The 21,124-nt window shown below is 76.3% G+C and carries 21 protein-coding genes and 1 pseudogene; 6 read left to right on the top strand and 16 right to left on the bottom strand.

Annotation, left to right across the window (positions count from 1 at the left end; all coding sequences use genetic code 11):
- The 7 genes and pseudogenes from ACI78U_RS22715 to rimP all read right to left on the bottom strand — a co-directional run.
- The coding region (locus ACI78U_RS22715; protein ID WP_456877669.1) for a ribosome-binding factor A at positions 1–301 on the bottom strand (301 nt) is incomplete at its 3' end.
- A 75-nt stretch (positions 302–376) separates the two neighbouring features.
- Positions 377–673: a DUF503 domain-containing protein gene (locus ACI78U_RS22720; RefSeq protein ID WP_456877670.1), complete on the bottom strand. Its 297-nt coding sequence runs from the start codon at positions 671–673 to the stop codon at positions 377–379.
- 153 nt (positions 674–826) lie between these two features.
- Positions 827–2,659 (bottom strand): translation initiation factor IF-2, encoded by a 1,833-nt coding sequence (gene infB / locus ACI78U_RS22725; RefSeq protein WP_456877689.1) that lies wholly within the window; start codon positions 2,657–2,659, stop codon positions 827–829.
- A 1,017-nt stretch (positions 2,660–3,676) separates the two neighbouring features.
- Positions 3,677–3,820 (bottom strand): annotated as a pseudogene (locus ACI78U_RS22730) (translation initiation factor IF-2 N-terminal domain-containing protein); the annotation flags it as partial.
- Between the two features lie 69 nt (positions 3,821–3,889).
- Positions 3,890–4,366, bottom strand: a complete 477-nt coding sequence (locus ACI78U_RS22735; protein ID WP_456877671.1) for a YlxR family protein — start codon at positions 4,364–4,366, stop codon at positions 3,890–3,892.
- A complete protein-coding gene (gene nusA / locus ACI78U_RS22740) occupies positions 4,309–5,442 on the bottom strand; it encodes a transcription termination factor NusA (RefSeq protein WP_456877672.1) in 1,134 nt (377 codons plus the stop codon). Before nusA ends, ACI78U_RS22735 begins: the two co-directional genes overlap by 58 nt.
- The gene (gene rimP / locus ACI78U_RS22745) at positions 5,439–6,053 is read right to left on the bottom strand and encodes a ribosome maturation factor RimP (protein ID WP_456877673.1); all 615 of its coding nucleotides are present in this window, start codon (positions 6,051–6,053) and stop codon (positions 5,439–5,441) included. The genes nusA and rimP overlap by 4 nt, the downstream gene beginning before the upstream one ends.
- A 225-nt stretch (positions 6,054–6,278) precedes the next feature.
- Here rimP and ACI78U_RS22750 point away from each other — a divergent pair, with 225 nt between their 5' ends.
- Entirely contained in the window at positions 6,279–6,779 is a 501-nt protein-coding gene (locus ACI78U_RS22750; protein WP_456877674.1) for a hypothetical protein, read from the top strand.
- Positions 6,780–6,791: 12 nt separating this feature from the next.
- Positions 6,792–7,247, top strand: a complete 456-nt coding sequence (locus ACI78U_RS22755; protein ID WP_456877675.1) for a ferritin-like domain-containing protein — start codon at positions 6,792–6,794, stop codon at positions 7,245–7,247.
- A gap of 3 nt (positions 7,248–7,250) precedes the next feature.
- Here ACI78U_RS22755 and ACI78U_RS22760 read toward each other — a convergent pair whose 3' ends face one another.
- From ACI78U_RS22760 to dxr, 5 genes are all read right to left on the bottom strand, one after another.
- Positions 7,251–9,143 carry a penicillin-binding transpeptidase domain-containing protein gene (locus tag ACI78U_RS22760; protein ID WP_456877676.1) on the bottom strand — a complete coding sequence of 631 codons (1,893 nt, stop codon included), beginning with the start codon at positions 9,141–9,143 and terminating at the stop codon, positions 7,251–7,253.
- Positions 9,144–9,256: 113 nt separating this feature from the next.
- Entirely contained in the window at positions 9,257–10,135 is an 879-nt protein-coding gene (locus tag ACI78U_RS22765; protein ID WP_456877677.1) for a GNAT family N-acetyltransferase, read from the bottom strand.
- Between the two features lie 16 nt (positions 10,136–10,151).
- Positions 10,152–11,312 (bottom strand): flavodoxin-dependent (E)-4-hydroxy-3-methylbut-2-enyl-diphosphate synthase, encoded by a 1,161-nt coding sequence (gene ispG / locus ACI78U_RS22770; protein WP_456877678.1) that lies wholly within the window; start codon positions 11,310–11,312, stop codon positions 10,152–10,154.
- A 41-nt stretch (positions 11,313–11,353) separates the two neighbouring features.
- Complete coding sequence (locus tag ACI78U_RS22775) at positions 11,354–12,781, bottom strand: M50 family metallopeptidase (RefSeq protein WP_456877679.1); 1,428 nt, start codon at positions 12,779–12,781, stop codon at positions 11,354–11,356.
- Entirely contained in the window at positions 12,733–13,935 is a 1,203-nt protein-coding gene (gene dxr, locus ACI78U_RS22780) for a 1-deoxy-D-xylulose-5-phosphate reductoisomerase (RefSeq protein ID WP_456877680.1), read from the bottom strand. Before dxr ends, ACI78U_RS22775 begins: the two co-directional genes overlap by 49 nt.
- Positions 13,936–14,018: 83 nt before the next feature.
- Between dxr and ACI78U_RS22785 the strand changes: the two genes are divergently transcribed.
- Positions 14,019–14,339: a DUF2631 domain-containing protein gene (locus ACI78U_RS22785; protein WP_456877681.1), complete on the top strand. Its 321-nt coding sequence runs from the start codon at positions 14,019–14,021 to the stop codon at positions 14,337–14,339.
- Between the two features lie 66 nt (positions 14,340–14,405).
- On the opposite strand, the gene ACI78U_RS22790 is transcribed toward ACI78U_RS22785, so the two are convergent.
- The 3 genes from ACI78U_RS22790 to ACI78U_RS22800 form a co-directional block, all read right to left on the bottom strand.
- Positions 14,406–15,125 (bottom strand): VIT1/CCC1 transporter family protein, encoded by a 720-nt coding sequence (locus tag ACI78U_RS22790; RefSeq protein ID WP_456877682.1) that lies wholly within the window; start codon positions 15,123–15,125, stop codon positions 14,406–14,408.
- Positions 15,122–16,297 (bottom strand): 23S rRNA (adenine(2503)-C(2))-methyltransferase RlmN, encoded by a 1,176-nt coding sequence (gene rlmN / locus ACI78U_RS22795; protein WP_456877683.1) that lies wholly within the window; start codon positions 16,295–16,297, stop codon positions 15,122–15,124. Before rlmN ends, ACI78U_RS22790 begins: the two co-directional genes overlap by 4 nt.
- Before the next feature lie 62 nt (positions 16,298–16,359).
- Complete coding sequence (locus ACI78U_RS22800; protein ID WP_456877684.1) at positions 16,360–17,529, bottom strand: hypothetical protein; 1,170 nt, start codon at positions 17,527–17,529, stop codon at positions 16,360–16,362.
- A 105-nt stretch (positions 17,530–17,634) separates the two neighbouring features.
- On the opposite strand from ACI78U_RS22800, the gene ACI78U_RS22805 reads away from it, so the two are divergent.
- Genes ACI78U_RS22805 through ACI78U_RS22815 form a run of 3 tightly spaced genes read left to right on the top strand, consistent with a single transcriptional unit; the run spans position 17,635 to position 20,162 of the window.
- Positions 17,635–18,276, top strand: a complete 642-nt coding sequence (locus tag ACI78U_RS22805) for a TrmH family RNA methyltransferase (RefSeq protein ID WP_456877685.1) — start codon at positions 17,635–17,637, stop codon at positions 18,274–18,276.
- A 45-nt stretch (positions 18,277–18,321) separates the two neighbouring features.
- Complete coding sequence (locus ACI78U_RS22810) at positions 18,322–19,086, top strand: polyphosphate kinase 2 family protein (RefSeq protein WP_456877686.1); 765 nt, start codon at positions 18,322–18,324, stop codon at positions 19,084–19,086.
- Positions 19,083–20,162 (top strand): GNAT family N-acetyltransferase, encoded by a 1,080-nt coding sequence (locus tag ACI78U_RS22815; RefSeq protein WP_456877687.1) that lies wholly within the window; start codon positions 19,083–19,085, stop codon positions 20,160–20,162. The genes ACI78U_RS22810 and ACI78U_RS22815 overlap by 4 nt, the downstream gene beginning before the upstream one ends.
- Here ACI78U_RS22815 and ACI78U_RS22820 read toward each other — a convergent pair.
- The gene (locus ACI78U_RS22820) at positions 20,123–20,950 is read right to left on the bottom strand and encodes a phosphatidate cytidylyltransferase (RefSeq protein WP_456877688.1); all 828 of its coding nucleotides are present in this window, start codon (positions 20,948–20,950) and stop codon (positions 20,123–20,125) included. The two genes, ACI78U_RS22815 and ACI78U_RS22820, sit on opposite strands and share 40 nt — an antisense overlap.
- Positions 20,951–21,124: the final 174 nt, after the last annotated feature.

The raw sequence follows: 21,124 nt of genomic DNA on the forward strand, positions 1-21,124 counted from the left end.
TGTCGGTGATTACGTCGGATACAAAGCTCAGCGCCCGGACGAAGTAGCCCCCCCCCCCCCCCCCCCCCGCCCCCCCCCCCCCGCCGGCCCCCCCCCCCCCCCCCCGGGCGGAGTCGGCGGCCTGGGTGGCGTCGCCGTAGACGGTGTAGAAGACCGTGGCCTCGCGCAGGTCGCTGGTGACCCGGGCGTCGGTCACGGTGACCATGCCCAGCCGCGGGTCCTTGATCTGCGACTCGATGGCCGACGAGACGATCTGACGGATGCGCACCGCGAGCTTGCGGGCGCGGGCGGGGTCGGCCATGGAGAACTCCGGTGGTCGGGGGCGCGTCGGGCGCGCCCGGTCGGGCAGGGGGCGAGCGGAGAGGTCGCTCCAGACCTACGAGTCCGTGGCGGAGAACAGCTGCCGGTGCGTCGACAGCAGCGTCACCTCCGGCCGCTCGGCCAGCAACCGCTCGCAGGCGTCGAGGACGTCGGTCACCTGACCGGCGTCGCCCGCGACGGTGGCGACCCCGACCTGCACGCGGCGGTGCAGGTCGAGGTCGCCCACCTCCGCGGCGGCCACGGCGAAGCGGCGCCGCAGCTCGGCCACGATCGGCCGGACGACGGCGCGCTTGCCCTTGAGCGAGTGGACGTCGCCCAGCAGCAGGTCGGCGGTCAGCGACCCCGTGAACACGAAGGACCCTCCTGCCTCCCTGGAAGGACCTCCCTGCCCCCCACCGCTCGCAGGCTCACGGCGGGACCCTGCAGAGAGGCCGACGGACGCTCGCGGCGGGATCCTGCAGGAGGGCCGGGCGCCCTCCTGCAGGATCCCGTCGTCACCTCGCGCTCACGCGCGCGGCTTCTCGCGGACCTCGAACGTCTCGATGACGTCCTCGACCTTGATGTCGTTGAACGACCCCAGGCCGATACCGCACTCGTAGCCCTCGCGGACCTCGGTGACGTCGTCCTTGAAGCGGCGCAGCGACTCGACGGTGAGGTTGTCGGCGACGACGACCCCGTCGCGGACCAGCCGGGCCTTGGAGTTCCGGTTGATCGTGCCGCTGCGGACGATGGAGCCCGCCACGTTGCCGATGCGCGGCACCCGGAAGACCTCGCGGACCTCCGCCGTGCCGAGCGCCACCTCCTCGTACTCCGGCTTGAGCATGCCCTTGAGGGCCGCCTCGATCTCCTCGATCGCCTGGTAGATGACCGAGTAGTAGCGGACGTCGATGCCCTCGCGGTTGGCGAGCTCGGTGGCCTGGCCCTCGGCCCGGACGTTGAAGCCCAGGACGATGACGTCGTCGGCCAGCGCCAGGTCGATGTCGCTCTTGGTGATCGACCCGACGCCGCGGTGGATGACCCGCAGCGAGACGTCGTCGCTCACCTCGATCTTCATCAGGGCCTCCTCGAGCGCCTCCACGGTGCCCGAGTTGTCGCCCTTGATGATCAGGTTGAGCTGGCGGTTCTCCTTGAGCGCGGCGTCGAGGTCCTCGAGGCTGATCCGCTTGCGCATGGAGGCGTTCTGCGCGTTGCGGATGCGGGCCTGCCGCCGGTCGGCGATCTGCCGGGCGACGCGGTCCTCCTCCACCACGAGGAAGGTGTCACCGGCGCGCGGCACCGAGGTGAGGCCGACGACCTGCACGGGGCGGGCCGGCGAGGCCTCCTTCAGCTTGTTGCCGTACTCGTCGAGCAGCGACCGGACGCGGCCGTAGGCGTCCCCGGCCACGATCGAGTCGCCGACGCGCAGCGTGCCGCGCTGGACCAGCACCGTGGCGACCGGGCCCCGGCCCTTGTCCAGCTTGCCCTCGATGACCACGCCCTGCGGGTCCTGCTCGGCGTTGGCGCGCAGGTCCAGCGAGGCGTCGGCGGTCAGCAGGATCGCCGCGAGCACGTCGTCGATGCCCTGCCGGGTGGTCGCGGAGACGTCGACGAACATCGTGTCGCCGCCGTACTCCTCGGCCACCAGGCCGTACTCGGTGAGCTGCTGGCGGATCTTGGCGGGGTTGGCCCCCTCCTTGTCGATCTTGTTGACCGCCACCACGATCGGCACGTCGGCGGCCTGGGCGTGGTTGAGCGCCTCGACCGTCTGCGGCATGACGCCGTCGTCGGCGGCGACCACCAGGACGACGATGTCGGTCACCTTCGCGCCGCGGGCACGCATCGCGGTGAACGACTCGTGACCCGGGGTGTCGATGAAGGTGATCGGCCGCTCCTCGCCCTCCAGCTCGGAGGCGACCTGGTAGGCGCCGATGTGCTGGGTGATGCCGCCGGCCTCCCGCGCCACCACGTTGGTGTTGCGGATGGCGTCGAGCAGCTTGGTCTTGCCGTGGTCGACGTGACCCATGACGGTGACCACCGGCGGGCGCGCGACCCAGTCGGCCTCGTCGCCCTCGTCGCCGAAGGTGAGGTCGAAGGTCTCGAGGAGCTCGCGGTCCTCGTCCTCCGGCGAGACGACCTGGATGTCCCAGCCGATCTCGGCACCGAGCAGCTGCAGGGTGTCCTCGTTCACCGACTGCGTCGCGGTGACCATCTCGCCCAGGTGGAACAGGGCGGTCACCAGCGCCGCAGGCTGGGCGCCGATGCGCTCGGCCAGGTCGGTCAGCGAGGCGCCGCGCGGCAGCCGGACGGTCTGGCCGTTGCCACGGGGCAGGCTGACGCCGCCCATGCTGGGCGCCGCCATCTGGTCGAACTCCTGGCGCCGCTGCTTCTTGCTCTTGCGCCCGCGGACGGGACCGCGCCCGCCCGGACGGCCGAAGGCACCCGCGGTGCCCGCACCGGAGCCACCGCGGCCACGGCCACGGCCACCGCCGCCACGGAACCCGCCGGCCGGCGCGCCACCGCCGCCGCCACCGGGGGCACCGCCGCCGGGACGGAAACCACCGCCACCGCCGGGAGCACCCGGACGGCCACGGCCACCGGGACCGCCGGGACCGCCACCGGGACGGCCGGCACCGCCGGGACGCGGCGGCATCATGCCCGGCGAGGGGCGCGGCGGCATCATGCCCGGGTTGGGACGGGGCCCGCCCGGACCGGCCGCGGGGCGCGGGCCACCGGCACCGGGACCCGGACGCGGACCACCGGGACGGGGCGCACCCGCCGGGGGACGCGGACCGCCGGCCCCGGGGCCGGGACGGGGGCCACCGGCGGCCGGGCCCGGACGCGGGCCAGCGGCAGCCGGCCCCGGACGCGGGGCGCTGCTGAAGGGGTTGTTGCCCGGCCGGGGCGCCGGACGCGGACCCGGCCGCGGGCCGGCGCCCGGAGCACCCGGCGCGGCGGCGGGACCGCCGGGACGGGGAGCGCCGGGAGCCGCCGGCCGCGGGGCGGCCGGCCGGGCCGGGCCGGGGACGGGCCCACCGGCCGGGCGCGACGCCGGGGCACCGGGGCGCGGGGCGCCGGGAGCCGCCGGACGCGGGCCCTCGGGGGCCGCAGGCTGCTGCGCCGGGGGCTGCTGCACCGGCGCGCTCGCGGCCGGCGCCTGGGGCGCGGCCGGACGCGGGCCGGGGGTGGGCATGCCGGGGCGCGGCGCGCCCGGGCGGACCCCCGGGGTCGGGCCGGCCGACGGCGCGGGCGCCGGTGCGGCGGGCGCCAGCGGCGCGGCGGGCTGCGGCGCGGACGGGCGCGGGGCGGCCGGACGGGCGGCGGTGGCGGCGCCACCGTTGCCCCCGTTGCCGCCGCCGGACGCGGCGCCGAGGGCCTCCCGCAGCCGCCGGGCCACGGGGGCCTCGACGGTGGAGGAGGCGGACTTCACGAACTCGCCCTGCTCCTTGAGCTTGGCGAGCACGGTCTTGCTGTCGACCCCGAACTCCTTGGCGAGTTCGTGGACGCGGGCTTTGCCTGGCACGGATCTCCTCTGGTGAGGCCGGCGGCTCGCCCGCGCGACCTCGTCGTCAGTGGTGCATGGTCTGGCTTGTCATCGTGGGGACTTCACGGCTGACTCATCCGACGACGTCCTGCTCTCGACGTGCGGACCGGCCGGGTGCCGGTCCGTCTGGGGAAGTGCGGTCTGTCGTTCGTTCGCTGTCGCCCGTCCCGGGCCCGGGTCGGGCGGCGCCGCGGCGCCGAGGACGTGGGCCCGGAGCGGACCGGCCTCCACCGCGGCGCCGCCTCCGGGGAGGCGCAGCGCCCGGGAGAAGGCCCGGCGTCGCTCCGCTGCGTGCAGGCACTCCGGGGTGGGGTGCAGCGACGCTCCCCGGCCGGGGAGCCTCCTCCGCGGATCGGGCACGAGGGTCCCGGACCGGTGGACGACACGCAGCAGGTCGGTGACCGGAGCGCGCTTCCGGCAGCCCACACAGGTGCGCACCGGGATCGACGTTTCGGCCACCCGACACTCTAGCGCGCGGCGGGTCCGCGTTGTTCCGGGCGCGTTGAGCGGGGGCTGGGGCCGCATCCGCGGGGGGTCGTCCGGCCGGCGGGCGCGCGCGCCCGCCCCGGCGGCGGGCCCGAGCGCAGCGGCGGGCGGCCCACCCCGGGCGAGGGCGCCGCGTCGTCGGCCTGGGCGTCGCTGCGGATGTCGATGCGGCAGCCGGTCAGCCGGGCGGCGAGGCGGGCGTTCTGCCCCTCCTTGCCGATGGCGAGCGAGAGCTGGTAGTCGGGGACGACCACCCGCACGGCCCGGGCCTTGGGGTCGACCAGGGTCGCGGAGTCCACCCGCGCCGGGCTGAGCGCCGAGGCGACGAAGGTGGCCGGGTCGTCGGACCAGTCGACGATGTCGATCTTCTCGCCGTGCAGCTCGCTCATGACGTTGCGCACCCGCTGGCCCATCGGCCCGATGCAGGCGCCCTTGGCGTTCAGGCCGGGGACGGACGTGCGGACGGCGATCTTCGAGCGGTGGCCGGCCTCGCGGGCCACGGCGACGATCTCGACGCTGCCGTCGGCGATCTCGGGGACCTCGAGGGCGAACAGCTTGCGGACCAGGTTGGGGTGGGTGCGCGAGACGGTCACCTGCGGGCCGCGGTAGGTGCGGGCGACCGACACGACGTAGGCGCGCAGCCGGCTGCCGTGTGGGTAGCGCTCGCCGGGCACCTGCTCGGCGGCCGGGAGCACCGCCTCGACCTTGCCGATGTCGACCAGGACCGAGCCCTGCGCGTTGCGGCGGGCGTCGGCCTGGACCACACCGCTGACGATGTCGCCCTCCTTGCCCGCGTACTCGCCGAAGGTCTGCTCGTGCTCGGCGTCGCGGAGCCGCTGGACGATGACCTGCTTGGCGGTGCTGGCCGCGATCCGGCCGAAGTCCGACGGGGTGTCGTCCCACTCGCGCACGACCTCGCCGTCGGCGCCGAGCTCCTGGGCCAGCACCGCGACCTCGCCGCTCTTGCGGTCCACGTGGACCCGCACGTGCTTGGCGGCGCCGTCGGCGTGCCGGTAGGCGGTCACCAGCGCCGTCTCGATCGCCTCGATGACCGTGTCGACGGGGATGCCCTTCTCCCGCTCGACCGCCTTGAGGGCGGTCACGTCGATGTTCACTGTCCTCCTCCGTCGTCGCCCTCGTCGTCGTCCGCGTCCACCGGCTCGTCGTGCGCGTCGTCGTGCGCGTCGTCCTGCGCGTCGTCGTCGCGGCCGGGCCGCCCGAACTCGACCTGTACCCGGCCGGCCCCGAGCTCCGCCCACGGCACCTGCCGCTCGACGGGCGGCTTCTTCCGCGCGCCGGGCTTGCCCGGCTTCTCGACCGCGAGGGTGACCCCCGCGTCGTCGACGGCGGCGACCCGGCCGGTCACCTGCTCGGCCGAGCCGGCCGGGCCGACGGCGACCGTGACCAGCCGGCCGGTGTTGCGCCGCCAGTGCCGCGGCTCGGTCAGCGGCCGGTCGACGCCGGGGCTGGTCACCTCGAGCACGTAGGGCGCGCGGCCGAGCTCGCCGTCGTTGCGGTCGAGCACGGCCGAGACCGCGCGGCTGACCTCGGCGACGTCGTCGAGGGACACACCCTCGTCGCGGTCGACGACGACCCGGACGACGCTGCGCCGGCCGGCGGGGGTGACGACCAGCTCCTCGAGGTCGTACCCGGCCTCGGCGACGACCGGCTCGATCCAGCCGGCCAGCCTCGTGGCGGCCGGGTCCTGCTGTCGCGTGGCGGACACGGGCTCCCCTCCCCTCCTGCACCGGTCGGAGCTCGTGCTCGGCGGACCGCACCCCGGGGACCGCGGACGGCGGCGCGCACGCCTTCCGGCGGCGTACCCGGGAAGAGGTCAGGCTACCGCTCCCCCACCGCGTCGGCCCCGGCCGCTCCGGGCCCGCGGCCCCACGGCGGGCGGCCCGCCCGTCGCTGCCGGGGGCGGGACGGGGCGCCTGGGAGGATGGCCGTGATGTCCACCTCCTCCCCCGCCGGGTTCTCCCGGCGCCGGCTGCTGGCCGGCGCCGCCGGCCTGGCGATGCTGGCGGCCGGGTGCACCTCCGGCGGATCGGCCGACGGGGCGGCCGGCGCCGGGCGCACCGCGGCGCAGGACGACCGGCTGGCCGGCCAGCTGCCCGTGCAGGAGGCGGTGGTGGCCGCCTACGACGCCGCCGCGGCCGCCGACCCCGCCCTCGGCGGCCGGGTGGCGCCCCTCGCCGGGCAGGCCCGCGCGCAGCTGGACCGGCTGCGGGCAGCGGTCCCCACGGCGACCGCCACGGCGACGGCTCCCCCGCCCGCGCCACCGGCCGGTACGGACGTGACGGGCTGGCTGCGCGAGCAGGTGGCCGCGGCCGCCGCCTCGCACGCCGGCGCCTGCCTGGAGGTCTCCGGCGCCCGGGCGGCGCTGCTGGGCTCCGTGGCGGCCGGGCTGCGCGGCCACGAGGCCGCGCTGGCGTCCGGAGGACCCGCGTGAGGGAGGACCGACGTGGCCGATGACGGGGCCCCCGCCGGGGGCGAGGACGGCGCCCTGCAGGAGGCGCTGACCGCCGAGCACGCGGCGGTGTGGGGCTACGGCGTCGTCGGCGCGGCACTGCCGCCCGGCGGGCGCGCCGCGGCGGTCGGCGGTGAGCAGGCCCACCGCGACCTCCGCGACCGGCTGGCCGCGCTGGTCGACGAGCGCGGCGCGGACCCGGTGCCGGCGGGGGCCGGCTACGAGCTGCCGTTCCCGGTCCTGTCCCCCGTCGACGCCGCCGCGCTCGGCGCCGTCCTGGAGGAGGGCGTGTCGGAGAGCCTGGTGGCGCTGCTCGGCGCCGCGGAGGAGCCGGACGTGCGCCGGCTCGCACTCGACGCGCTGGCGGCCGCGGAGGTCCGCGCCGTCGCCTGGCGCGCCGCGGCCGGGCGGCCGGAGACCACCACGGCGCTGCCCGGCATCGACTCGTAGGCGTCAGAGGCCGCCGAGGAAGGCGTCGGTGACGGCGACCGCGGTGCTGCTCGACCCGCCGCCCTCGACCAGCGTGGCGAAGGCGATGTCCCCCTGGGGCCCGGCGAGCTGGTAGCCCATGAACCAGCCGTGGGCGTCCGGCGGGGTGTTGCTGCCGAACTCCGCGGTACCGGTCTTGCCGTGGACCTCGCCGCGGTCGCCGAGCTCGGTCGCCGTCCCGCTGAGCACGACCTGGCGCATCATCGGCCGCAGCTGGTCGAGCACCGCCGGTCCCGGCCCCTCCGGCGCGGCGCCGGCCGGCTCGGCGCCCACGACCTCGACCGGCCCGGCCGGCGTGCCGCTGGCGATGCCGGCGGCCACCAGCGCCAGCTGCGCCGGGCTCATCAGCACCTCGCCCTGGCCGATCGCGTTCGCCGCCTTGGTCGTCCCGGTGGAGTCGGAGGGGACGCTGCCGGAGAACACCTCGACCGGCAGCCGCCAGTCGCTGCCCACACCGTAGGAGGCGGCCGCGGTGGCCAGGGCGTCGTCGGAGAGCTGCAGGCCGGCCTGGATGAAGGTCGTGTTGCACGACTGCGCGAAGGCCTCGGTGAAGGGGACGGTGCCGAGGTCGAAGCGGTCCTGGTTCTCGAACTCGCGGCCGTCGACGGCCGTCGTCCCCGGGCAGGGCACCGCCGCGTCGGGGGTCACCGTCCCCGCCGACAGCAGCGCCGTGGCCGTGATCGCCTTCATGCTCGACCCGGGCGGGTACTGCCCGGTCAGCGCGTTGCCGGCCGCCGCGGCCTCGTTGGAGGACACGGCCAGGACCTCGCCGGTGCCCGGCCGCACGACGACCAGGTGGGTGGGCAGCGGCTGGGTCGCGACGGCCGCGTCGGCGGCCTCCTGCAGCTCGCGCACGATCGGCGTCTGCAGCGGCCGGCCGGGCACGGGCTCGACGGCGGCCACCTCACGGCCGGGGTCGCCGGTGGCCTCGTCGGTGCTCGCCACCGAGACGGTGAAGCCGGGGGTGCCGGTGAGCTGCTCCTGGAAGGCGCGCTGCAGCCCCGACAGGCCGAGCTCGTCGCCGGCGGCGTAGGCGGCGACCCCGTCGGTGGTGGTCTCCTCGATCACCTCGGCGGTGGCGTCGCCCACCCGGCCCAGCAGCGCGGCGGCGAACCGGGGGGACGGGGCGAGCAGCCGGGTGTCGGTGGGGAACACGGCGCCGGGGAGGTCGAACACCTGCGCGCGGATGGCCTCGAAGTCCGGCCGGCGCAGGGTGATGACCGGGACGAACTGGCCGGGCGGGGCCGCCTGGACGTCGGCGGTGATCTCCTCGGCCGCGACGCCGGTGGCCGCCGAGAGCGCGGCCGCCAGCCCCGGCAGGTCGGTGACCTGGGCGGGGTCGACGCCCACGTTGACCACCTCGGTGGGCGTGAACAGCGGCCGGCCGGTGGCGTCGGTGATCGCGGCGCGCTCGGGCAGCGACCGGGCCAGCTGCAGGCGCTGGCCCTCCCCGACCTCGGGGTGCACGAGCGTCGGCGCGGCCACGACCTGCCAGCCCTCGTCGGCCTCGCGCAGCTCCAGCGCGGCGTCGTAGGTCCAGTCGGGGGCGGCGGCGAGGTCCCAGGTGGCGGTCCAGCCGGCGGTGGCGGTGCCGTCCTCGACCGTGACGTCCCCGAGGTCGGCGGACAGGGTGGCCCCGGGGAGGTCGGCGGCGGTCTGCTCGAGCAGCGCGGTGGCCGCGGCGGGGTCGCTGGTGGCCTCGGCCGCGGCACCGGTGTCCCCGCCGGCCCAGTCGTCGAGGAAGGCCTGCGCGGCGGCGCGGACGTCGTCCTCGGAGCTGCCCGAGCAGGCCGCGAGGACCGGCGCCGAGAGGAGGGTGAGGACCGTGCCGAGGACCGCCGTGCGTCGTGCTGCCACGACGGGACACCCTCTCAGACCGGGCCGGCGTTGCGGTGGTGACGTGCTGGAACGGCCACCCTCCAGGGGCCCGCGCCGAGCTCGCGAGGCGTGGGGAGGAGGGTGGTCCTCCGTCAGAAGAGGACGCTGGCGTAGCAGCCGACCTCGCGGAAGCCGACGCGGCGGTACACCGCGCGGGCCGGGGCGTTGTAGTCGTTGACGTAGAGGCTCACGACCGGCGCGATCGAGGTCCGGGCGTACTCGACGACGGCGGCCATGCCGGCGGCGCCGATCCCCCGGCCGCGGGCCTCGGGCGCGGTCCACACGCCCTGCACCTGGCAGACCGCGCGCGACACCGCCCCGATCTCGGCCTTGAACAGCACCCGGCCGTCCTCGATCCAGGCCAGCGACTGGCCGGCGCGCACGAGGTCCTCGACCCGCGCCCGGTAGCCGGCGCCGCCGTCGACCCGCAGCGGGCTGACCCCGACCTCCTCGGTGAACATCGCCACCGAGGCCGGCAGGAGGACGTCGACCTCGGCCGGCCGGACCGGCCGCACCCGCGGCTCGGGCACCACCGCCGGCGGGCCCTCGATGGCCAGCAGCGGCTGCCGCGGCCGGTGGTCGCGGGCCGGGCCCCAGGAGGGCTCGAGCAGCTCCCACAGCGGTTCGACGGCGGCGGCCGGGCCGACGATCGTCGAGCAGCGCCGGCCGGCTCGGCGGGCCCGCTCGGCGAAGGCGGTGGCGGCGGCCCGCTCGGCGCCGGGGACGGCGAACGGGATCAGGTTGGCCCCGGCGAGGCAGACCGCGTCGAGGGTGCGGCCGCTGCCGATGCCCCACAGCGGCGCGCCCAGCGCGGCCGGGCCGGTGCCGGCCGCCTCGACCCGGCCGGCGAGGACGCAGGCCGCGACCGGGTCGGCGGACAGCAGCCGGCGGACGGCCGGCTCGTCGCCCTCGTCGAGGACGCGAGCCGTCGGGGTGGTGGGGCGGGTGGACGACCCGGTCGAGCGGAGCACGGTGGGGCCGCGAGGATCAGGAGACGGTGACGACGGGCGGGCCGGAGGGGACGCCGTCGTCGAGCTGCTCACCGGCGATCCGCATGGCCTCCTCGATGAGCGTCTCGACGATCTGCGACTCGGGCACGGTCTTGACGACCTGGCCCTTCACGAAGATCTGGCCCTTGCCGTTGCCCGAGGCCACCCCCAGGTCGGCCTCGCGGGCCTCGCCGGGACCGTTGACGACGCAGCCCATCACCGCGACCCGCAGCGGCACCTCCAGCCCGTCGAGGCCGGCGGTGACCTCGTCGGCGAGCTTGTAGACGTCGACCTGCGCGCGGCCGCAGGAGGGGCAGCTGACGATCTCCAGGCCGCGCTGGCGCAGGTTGAGCGACTCGAGGATCTGCGTGCCGACCTTCACCTCCTCCGCGGGCGGGGCGGAGAGGGAGACGCGGATGGTGTCGCCGATGCCCTGGGACAGCAGCGCACCGAAGGCGACGGCGGACTTGATCGTGCCCTGGAACGCGGGGCCGGCCTCGGTGACGCCCAGGTGCAGCGGGTAGTCGCACTGCGCGGCGAGCAGCTCGTAGGCGCGGACCATGACCACCGGGTCGTTGTGCTTCACCGAGATCTTGATGTCGCGGAAGTCGTGCTCCTCGAACAGCGAGCACTCCCACAGCGCCGACTCCACGAGCGCCTCGGGGGTGGCCTTGCCGTACTTGGCGAGCAGCCGCTTGTCCAGCGAGCCGGCGTTGACGCCGATCCGGATCGGGATGCCGGCGGCCTTGGCCGCCTTCGCGATGTCGCCGACCTTGTCGTCGAACTTCTTGATGTTGCCGGGGTTGACGCGGACCGCCGCGCAGCCGGCGTCGATCGCGGCGAACACGTAGCGCGGCTGGAAGTGGATGTCGGCGATGACCGGGATCTGCGACTTCCGGGCGATGATCGGCAGCGCCTCGGCGTCGTCGGTGTCGGGGACGGCGACGCGCACGATCTGGCAGCCCGACGCGGTGAGCTCGGCGATCTGCTGCAGCGTCGCGTTGACGTCGGCGGTCTTGGTCGTCGTCATCGACTGCACGCTCACGGGGTGGTCGCTGCCGACGCCGACGTCGCCCACCATGAGCTGGCGGGTCTTGCGCCGGGGCGCGAGGACGGGCGGGGGCAGTGCGGGCATGCCGAGACCGACGGAGGTCGCCATGCCTGCGAGTATCCCCGGTCCCACGGGGTCGGCGCCGACGACTACTGGAGTGTGATCGGGTTGACGACGTCGGCGACGAGCAACAGCCCCGACAGTGCGATGAACAGGCCCGCCACCACGTAGGCGACCGGCATCAGCCGCGCGATGTCGAACGGGCCGGGGTCCGGGCGGCCGCGCAGCCGGGCGACGACCGAGCGGGCCTTCTCGTACAGCGCGCCGGCCACGTGCCCGCCGTCGAGCGGGTAGATCGGCAGCAGGTTGAACAGGAACAGCACGAGGTTCACGCTGGCCAGCAGGCTGAGGAAGAAGCTGAGCTTCTCGGCGCCGCTGAACTCCTGGATGGCGAACACCTCGCCGGAGATCCGGCCGACGCCGACGACGCCGATCGGCCCGTTCTCGTCGCGCTCCTCGCCGAGGAAGGCCGCGCGGAAAAGCTGCGGGACCTTCTCGGGGATCTCGACGAGCCGCTGCACCGACTGGCTGACCACCATGCCGAAGTAGCCGGGCAGGTCGGCGACGGACTGGCGGGCGAAGCCGACCACCGGACCGACGCCGAGGTAGCCGGCGGTGACGGTGCCGTCCTCGGTCGCGACGACGTTCTCGATCGGGGTGACGGTGAGCTCGCGGGCCGTGCCGTCGCGCTCGACGGTGAGCGTGAGCGGCTCCCCCGCCGAGCCGCGGATCGCCTGCTGCACCTCGGTCCAACTGTCGTGGGCGGTGGGGTCGACCGCCCGGCCGTCGATCGCGACGATCGTGTCACCCGGGCGCAGGCCGGCCTCGGCCGCGGGGCTGGCCACGGGGCGGGCACAGTTCGCGCTGCCCTCATCGCAGACCTGCCCGGCACCGGCGCCGCTGGTGACGATCGGGATGTCGCACACGTCCCGCCGCTCGGCCTCGGCGACGGCGATGCTCTCGGCGCCCGCGGGCACGACGCAGGCGGGGACGGTCTGCACCTGGGTGGTGATGACGTTGGTGCCGATGGCGGTGAGCGTGATCGTGAAGAACAGGACCGCCAGGACCAGGTTGTGCAGCGGCCCGGCGGCCATCACGATCACGCGCTGCCACCAGGGCTTGGCGTAGAAGACACGGCCGGCGTCGCTGGGCCGGACGTCGTTGAGTGCCTGGCCGCGCACCTCGGCGATGAAGCTGCGCATCCGGGTGGCACGGACGCTCTCGCCCTCCTCGGCCGGCGGGATCATGCCGACGATGCGGACGTAGCCGCCGAGCGGGATGGCCTTGATGCCGTACTCGGTCTCGCCGCGGCGGCGGGAGAAGAGCGTGGGGCCGAAGCCGACCATGAACTGCGGCACCCGCATGCCGAACTTCCGGGCCCACCAGAAGTGACCGGCCTCGTGGAACGCGATCGAGGCGAGCAGCCCGACGAAGAACGCGGCGATGCCGAGGACGGTCAGCAGGGTGCTCAGCTGGGGCCTCCGACGAGGGCGGCGCGGGCGTGCTGCCGGGCCCACCGTTCGGCGGCCAGCACGTCGTCCACGCAGGTGGGGGCGCCGAGGTCCGGCGCGTCGTCGAGGGTACGCGCGACCAGGCCCACGACGTCCGGGAAACGCAGCCGGCCGGCGAGGAACGCCGCGACCGCCTCCTCGTTGGCGGCGTTGAACACCGCCGGGACGACGCCGCCGGCCTCGCCCGCGGCGCGCGCGAGCCGGACCGCCGGGAACGCCTCCTCGTCGAGCGGCGCGAACTCCCAGGTGCTCGCCGTCGACCAGTCCAGCGCCGGCTGCACGTGCGGCAGCCGGTCGGGCCAGGCCAGCGCCAGCGCGATCGGCAGCCGCATGTCCGGCGGGCTGGCCTGGGCGATGGTGGCGCCGTCGGCGAAGGTGACCATCGAGTGCACGATCGACTGCGGGTGCACGACGACGTCGATGTCGGCGTAGGGGACGCCGAAGAGCAGGTGGGCCTCGATGAGCTCGAGGCCCTTGTTGACCAGGGTCGCGGAGTTGATCGTCACGACCGGGCCCATGTCCCAGGTCGGGTGCGCCAGTGCCTGCTCGGGCGTGACGTCGGCGAGGTCGGCGGCGCTGCGGCCGCGGAACGGCCCGCCGCTGGCGGTGAGCACCAGCCGGGCCACCTCGCTCCGGTGCCCGCCGCGCAGGCACTGCGCCAGCGCGGAGTGCTCGGAGTCGACGGGCACCAGTTGGCCGGGCCCGGCCGCCGCGGTGACCAGGTCGCCACCGGCGACCAGCGACTCCTTGTTGGCCAGGGCGACGACGTTGCCCGCCCGGAGCCCGGCCAGCGTGGGGCCCAGGCCGATCGAGCCGGTGATGCCGTTGAGGACGACGTCGGCGGGACGGGCGGCCAGCTCCTCGGCGGCGCGCGGCCCGGCGAGGATCTCCGGCAGCGCGTACTCGCCCCTCGCCCAGCCGCGCTGCGACGCGGCGGCGTAGAAGGCCAGCTGCAGGTCCTGCGCGGCGGTGGCCCGTGCCACGGCCACGGTGCGCACGCCGAGGGTCAGCGCCTGCTCGGCCAGCCGGGCGACGTCGCCGCCGCCGGCGGCCAGTGCGGTGATCCGCAGCCGGTCGGGGTTCTGCTCGGCGACCGCGATCGCCTGCCGGCCGATCGAGCCGGTCGAGCCCAGCACGGTGACCTCGCGCGGCTCGCACATGCCCTGATCCTCCCCGACGCGCCCGGCGTACGGCAGCCGACCTCGCCCGGTGGTGGCCGGTCCCGGCTGGCAGGATGGGCCTCGTGAGCGAGCAGCACGGTCCCGGGGTCCGCCAGCACAACCCCGCCACCACGCGGGTCAACCAGCCCAACCGCGAGGAGGGCGTCGTCCGGGCCGGGGAGCACCCGATCGAGGAGGAGCGCCCCGAGGACTGGGGCTGGCACGGCCGCGCCGGCAAGTGGGCGCAGATCGTCGGCTGGCTGATGACCCTGGCGATCCTGTCCTACCTGTGGGGCAACCACGAGGCCCGCATGGAGGACCTCTGGCTGCTCGCCATCGCCGGGCTGATGGCCGGCTCGCTCCTGTGGGACCTGCGGCGCAAGCGCACCGCCTGGCGCCCCTGACGAAGGACCACCCCTCCCCCCACGCCTCGCACGCCCGGCGCGGGACCCTGGAGGGTGGCCGTTCCATCACGTCGCCGTGGTGACCCCGATGGCCGCGCCGACGGCGTAGGTGATCCCCGCGGCCAGCGCGCCGAACAGCAGCTGCCGGAGCCCCGCGTACCACCAGGCCCGCGGGGTGAAGCGCGACGACAGCGCCCCGGCGGCGAACAGGCCGATCCCGCCGCACAGCAGCGCCACCCACAGCAGCGAGAAGCCGAACAGGAAGGGCAGCAGCGGGACCACCGCCCCGGTGGCGAAGGTGAGGAACGAGGACACCGCCGCCGTCCACGGCGAGGGCTTGTCGGCCGGGTTGAGCCCCAGCTCCGCGACCACGTGCAGCCGCAGCGCGGTGTCGGGGTCGCGGTGCAGCTGGACGGCCACCTGCCGGGCCAGGTCGGCGTCGACGCCGCGGACCCGCATCATCTCGACCAGCTCCGCGAGCTCACCGCCCGGGTTGCGCTCGAGCTCGCGCCGCTCCTTCTCCACCTCGAGGTCGAGCTGCTCGTTCTGCGTGCGCACCGAGGTGTACTCCCCCAGCGCCATGGAGATGGCGCCGGCGACCAGGCTCGCCACCCCGGAGAGCACGATCGCGCGGGACGATGCACCCCCGCCGCCGACGCCGGCCACCAGGGCGGTGTTGGTCACCAGCCCGTCCATGGCGCCGAAGACGGCGGCCCGCAGCCACCCGCCCGAGACGTCGGCGTGGCTGTGCTCGTGGGCCTCGGCGGCCGGCGCCTCCGAGCTCACCCGTCGGCCTCGGCGCCCAGCTCCACCGGCGGCTCCAGGGACGGGCCGGGGACGGCCACGGCGGGGACGCCCTCGACCCGGTCGGCCGCGGCCAGCTGCCCGCAGGCGCCGTCGATGTCCTGACCGCGGGTGTCGCGCACCGTCGTCGGCACCCCGGCGGCGCGCAGCCGCGCGACGAACTCCCGCTGCGCGGGCAGCGGGCTGGCGTCCCAGGGGCTGCCCGGCGTCGGGTTGAGCGGGATGAGGTTCACGTGCGCGCGCTTCCCGGCCAGCAGGCGGCCGAGCAGGTCGGCCCGCTCGGGCTGGTCGTTGACGTCGCGGATGAGCGCGTACTCCACCGAGTACCGGCGGCCGGTGCGGGCCGCGTAGGCGTCGGCGGCCTCGACCACCTCGGCCACCTTCCACCGGGTGTTGATCGGCACCAGGGTGTCGCGCAGCTCGTCGTCGGGCGCGTGCAGGCTGACCGCCAGGGTGACGTGCAGCCCCTCCTCGGTGAGCCGCCGGATGGCCGGGACGACGCCGACGGTGGAGACGGTCACCGAGCGCTGGGACAGGCCCAGGCCGTGCGGTGCCGGCGTCACCAGGGCGTCGAGCGTCCTGCGGACCCGCGCGTAGTTGGCCAGCGGCTCGCCCATCCCCATGAAGACGACGTTGGACAGCCGTCCCGGCCCGCCGGGGACCTCGCCGTCGGCCATAGCCGCGGCCGCCGCGACCGCCTGGCCGATGATCTCCGCGGCCGAGAGGTTGCGGGTGAGCCCGTTCTGGCCGGTCGCGCAGAAGGGGCAGGCCATGCCGCAGCCGGCCTGGCTGGAGATGCAGACGGTGGCCCGGTCGGGGTAGCGCATGAGCACGCTCTCGACCAGCGCGCCGTCGTGCAGCCGCCACAGCGTCTTGCGGGTGCGTCCGCCGTCGGCGCTCAGCGTGCGCACGGGGGTCAGCAGCCCCGGCAGCAGGGCCTCACCGAGAGTCTCGCGCACGGCGGCGGGCACGTCGGTCATCCGCGCCGGGTCGGTGACCCCGCGGAAGTAGTGCCGGGCCAGCTGGTCGGCGCGGAACGCCGGCTGCCCGAGCTCGGTGACGGCGGCGCGCGCCTCCTCGCGGGTGAGGTCGGCGAGGTGGCGCGGCGGCTTGCCCCGGCGGGGGGCGTCGAAGACGAGCGGCAGGGCAGTCATGGCATGCCCATCGTCCCACCCGCGTGCGCGCTCCGGGTCGCTGCGCGGGTGAGGTCGCTCGCTCAGGACGGCGGCAGCAGGACGTCCAGCAGGGTCGACGGTGAGGTGACCGGGGTCTGCGTGCCGGTCCCGGTCGCGTCGGTCGAGCCCCCATCACCGGTGGCCCCGGTCCCCGGGTCGACCGTGGTGTCCTCCGTCGGCGTCTGCGGGTCGGCCCCCGGATCGACCGGCGCGGTTCCCGGGTCGATCGGGTCGGTCGGACCCGTTCCCGGATCGGTCACCGGATCGGTGCCGCTGCCGTCGTCCACCGGCTCCTCCGTCGGGGCCTCCCCGGACTCGTCAGCAGGTTCCTGGGGCGTGACCACCGGCCCCGCGAGGGGAGCCGCCTCCGGCGCCACGGGCGGCGCGGGCTCGGGCGGCGGGGGCGGCGCCTCGGGCAGCACCTGCGCGACCACCGCGGGCAGCGGTGCCTCGACGGCCGGGGTGGGCACCGGCGCGGTGGCGCGGGGAGCGGCCCTGGATGGCGTCACCGGGGCGGGACGGGCCGTCTGCTCCGCGGCCGTCGGCACCGGGGCGCTGCTCGTCGGGGCCGCCGAGACCGCGTCGGCGATCCCCGAGGGGCGGACGGGGCGCAGGGGTGGGGTGGGTGTGGCCACCGCGCTCGGCGGCGACTGCACGGCCGACGACGGCGTCGGTCCGGAGGACGACGTCTCGACCAGGGCGGCGCCCGCGACGCCGCCGATGGCGAACAGCCCGACCAGCACGGCGAGACCCATCCGGCGTCGCGGCCGCGCCCGCGGTCGCACCACGACGCGCGGCACCACGGTCCCGACGACGGGGTCGCCGTCGAAGGGGGTCGGCGCCGCCACGTCGAGCCCGTCGGACACCTCGGCCATCGCGGGCTCGTCCGCTCCCTCGGGGGCGTCCGCCTGCTCGGGGTCGTCCGCCTGCCCGGGCCCGTCCGCCGGCTCGGGGTCGTCCGCCTGCTCGGGCTCGTCCGGTTCCTCGAGCACGGGAGCGACCCCGGGTGCGACGGCGGCCTCGGCCGCGGGCTGTCCGCCGTCGGCACCGAGGACGGCGTCCTCGGTGCCACTCCCCTCAGGCGCGTCCTCCGGCCGGGCCGGCTCGGCCGGGTCGGTCAGCCACCCGGGCAGCCAGTGCTGCCACTCCTCGTCCGCCGGGGGGAGCGGTACCTCGGTCACCGGGATGTCGTCCTCCTGCTGTGCCGTCATCCCACCTCGCAGTCACCGTTGGTCATGTCGCGCTCACCCCGTGGAGTCATCGTGCCCGACGGAGGGGCCCGGTTGCCGGAGGCGCGGCCAGCTAGCGTCGGCCGGGTGATCCCGGCCGAGGAGACGCCCGCCCCGCTCGACAGCGTCGGCGTCGGCCCGTGGGAGGGTCCGTGGCCCGAGGACCCCCGTTACGACCCCGAGCTGCTCGCCCACGGCGACCGGCGCAACGTCGTCGACCGCTACCGCTACTGGAGCGTCGAGGCGATCGTGGCCGACCTCGACCCGCGCCGGCACGCCTTCCACGTCGCCATCGAGAACTGGCGGCACGACCTCAACATCGGCACCGTCGTGCGCACCGCGAACGCGTTCCTGGCCGCCGAGGTGCACGTCGTCGGGCGCCGGCGGTGGAACCGCCGCGGCGCGATGGTCACCGACCGCTACCTCTCGGTGCGGCACCACCCCGACGCCGCGGCGCTGGGCGCCTGGGCGCGCGACGCCGGCCTGCCGGTGCTCGCCGTCGACAACCTGCCCGGCGCCCGGCCGCTGGAGACCGTGGCGCTGCCCCGGGCGTGCGTGCTGCTGTTCGGCCAGGAGGGCACGGGGCTGTCGGAGGAGGCGCGGGCGCTGGCCGGCGACGTGCTGTCCATCGCCCAGTTCGGCTCCACCCGCTCGATCAACGCCGGCGTCGCGGCGGGCATCGCGATGCACGCGTGGATCCGGCAGCACGCCGGCCCCGGGCAGGGCTGAGCGCCCCGGGTGCCGACCACGGGACCGTGCACCAGGCTGGGCGGGGTGAGCCGACTCGACGACGTCGACCTGTCCGCGCAGCTGTCCAAGAAGGACGGCAGCAAGCAGCTGGCCGAGGCCCAGCGGCGGCTGGTGCACCTGCGCCTGCTGCTCGGCGGCCAGATCGGCTCCGGCGAGCTGGGCCCGCCGCTGTGCGTGCTGTTCGAGGGCTGGGACGCCTCGGGCAAGGGCGGCGCGATCAAGCGGCTGGTCGACGGGCTCGACCCGCGGCACGTGCGGGTCGCCCAGTTCGCCGCCCCCTCCTACGACGAGAAGCGGCACCACTTCCTGTGGCGCTTCTGGCCGGTGCTGCCCGGCTGGGGCGGTATGGCCGTGCTCGACCGCACCTGGTACGGCCGCGTGCTGGTGGAGCGGGTCGAGGGCTTCGCGACCGACGAGCAGTGGCAACGCGCCTACCAGGAGATCGTCGACCTGGAGACCACGCTGGCGGCCGAGGGCACCGTGCTGGTCAAGTTCTGGATGCACGTCTCCCCCGAGGAGCAGCTGCGCCGTTTCGAGTCCCGCCGCGACGACCCCTACCGCGCGTGGAAGCTCACCGACGAGGACTGGCGCAACCGCGAGAAGCGGGAGGCCTACGAGGACGCGGTCGAGGAGATGCTCGAGCGCACCGACCACCCGGGCGGGCCGTGGACGGTCGTGCCGGCCGACGACAAGCGGTACGCGCGGGTCGCCGTCGTCCGCACGGTGAACGCGGCGGTCGAGTCGGCGCTGGCCGCCCGCGGTGTCGATCCGGACGCGCCGCCCGCGTGAGCCCGCTGGTCTGCCCCTGCGACCCGGCGGACTGGCGCGCCGCACTCGACACCGGCGTCCTCGGGCCGGGCGCACCGCTGTGCCCCCCGGAGCAGGTGCACCGGCTGACCGCCCGGCTGTACCCGGGCCGGCGGGACCTGGTGCTGCTCGTCGTCGACCCGGCACGGCTGCGGGCCCGCTCCGGGCCCACCGGGGACGGGGAGGGTGAGGCGGACGCCGGGCCGGTGCCGGCGCACGCGGTGGTCGCCGTGGTCCCGTACCGGCCGCCGGCGCAGCCCGTGCTCCCCGCACCCGGGGACGCCCTGGGCCGCGCGCTGGCGCTGTCGCTGTCGGTGCGGACCCGCCGGGCCGCCGAGGTCCGGGACGTGCCCGGCGGGGTGGCGGTGCTCGACCCGCGCTACGCGCACTCCCGCGACGACAACCGGCTGGTGCTCGGGCAGCCGGTCGACGCGGACACGGTCGAGCGGGCCGCCGTCGACGCGGGCCTGCCGCACCCGGCCGCCACGCTGACCTGGACCGGAGCCGGCGACGTCGCCGCGCGGCTGGCCGGACGGGGGTGGCACGCCGAGGAGCTGGTGGTCATGGCCCGTCCGGCGACGCCCGCCCTGCCCGGCGCCGACCGGGCCGAGGTGGTCGACCAGCGCGCGGTGCACCCGCTGTGGGAGGCCACGTGGCGCCGCGACCTCGCCGGCACGGCCGACCTGGACGCCGTCGTCGCCCAGCTCGTGGGCCGCGAGCACCGCACCGGCCGGGTGGTCGCCGTCCGGGACGTGGCGGTGCGGGCGGAGGGCCGGATGGTGGCCGCCGGGCAGCTGCGGGTCGACGGCGCGACGGCCGCGGTCGAGTCGGTGATGACCGATCCTGCCGCCCGCGGCCGCGGGCACGGGGACGCCGTGCTGGCGCGGGCGCTGGCGGTGGCCGCCGGGGCCGGGTGCGACCTGGTGGTGCTCGAGGCGGTCGCCGACGACTGGCCGCGCCACTGGTACGCCCGCCGCGGCTTCACCGCGGTCGGGTCGGTGTGGGAGGTGACCGGCCCTCAGCCCGCGGGAGGCGCCACCCAGGACAGCAGCAGGTAGGCCACCGCGGCCGAGGGCAGCAGGCTGTCGAGGCGGTCCATGATCCCGCCGTGGCCGGGCAGCAGGGTGCCCATGTCCTTGATGCCGAGGTCGCGCTTGACGAGCGACTCGCCGAGGTCGCCGACCGTCGCGGTCACCGCCAGCGCCGCGCCGAGGAGCACCCCGCCCCACCACGGCCCGTCGAGGGCGAGGACGACGATCGGGGTCGCGACCGCGACGCAGGCCGCGATCGACCCCGCCATCCCCTCCCAGGACTTCTTCGGGCTGACCGACGGCGCCATCGGGTGCCGGCCGAACAGCACGCCGGCGGTGTACCCGCCGACGTCGTTGCCGACGACCGTGGCGATGAACGCGAGCACGCGCAGCGCACCGTCGTCGGGGACCAGCAGCAGCACGCAGAACCCGGCGAGCAGCGGCACGTAGAGGGCGACGAACACGCCGGTGGTGGCGTCGCGCAGGTATCCCTCCGGCCCGTCGCCGAGCCGCCACAGCAGGACGGCGACCACGGTGAACAGGAAGGCGACGACGAGCCCGTCGGCGCCCCGGGTCCAGGCCAGCGCCAGCATCGCGACCGTGCCGACCAGCAGCGGCGCCAGCGGGGCCCGGGCGCCGCCGGCCTCCAGGGCGCGGACCAGCTCGGCGACGCCGACCAGGATCGCCACCCCCACGACGACCAGGAACGAGGGGCGGTAGGCGAACAGCGAGACCAGGATGACCGCGCCCAGGCCGAGTCCGACGGCGATGGCGGCGACCAGGTCGCGGCCGGCGCGGCTGCTCGAGGGCGGCACCAGGTCGGGCTCGGGGTCCGGGGCGCCGTCCGGCCCGGCGCCGGTGGCCGCGGGGGGGGGGGGGGGGGGGGGGGGGGGGGGGGGGGGGGGGGGGGGGGGGGGGGGGGGGGGGGGCGGCGGGGGGGCGGGGGGGGGGGGGGGGGGGGGGGGGGGGGTGGGGCGGGGTGGGGGGGC

The sequence above is a fragment of the Geodermatophilus sp. SYSU D00710 genome (assembly GCF_054050195.1).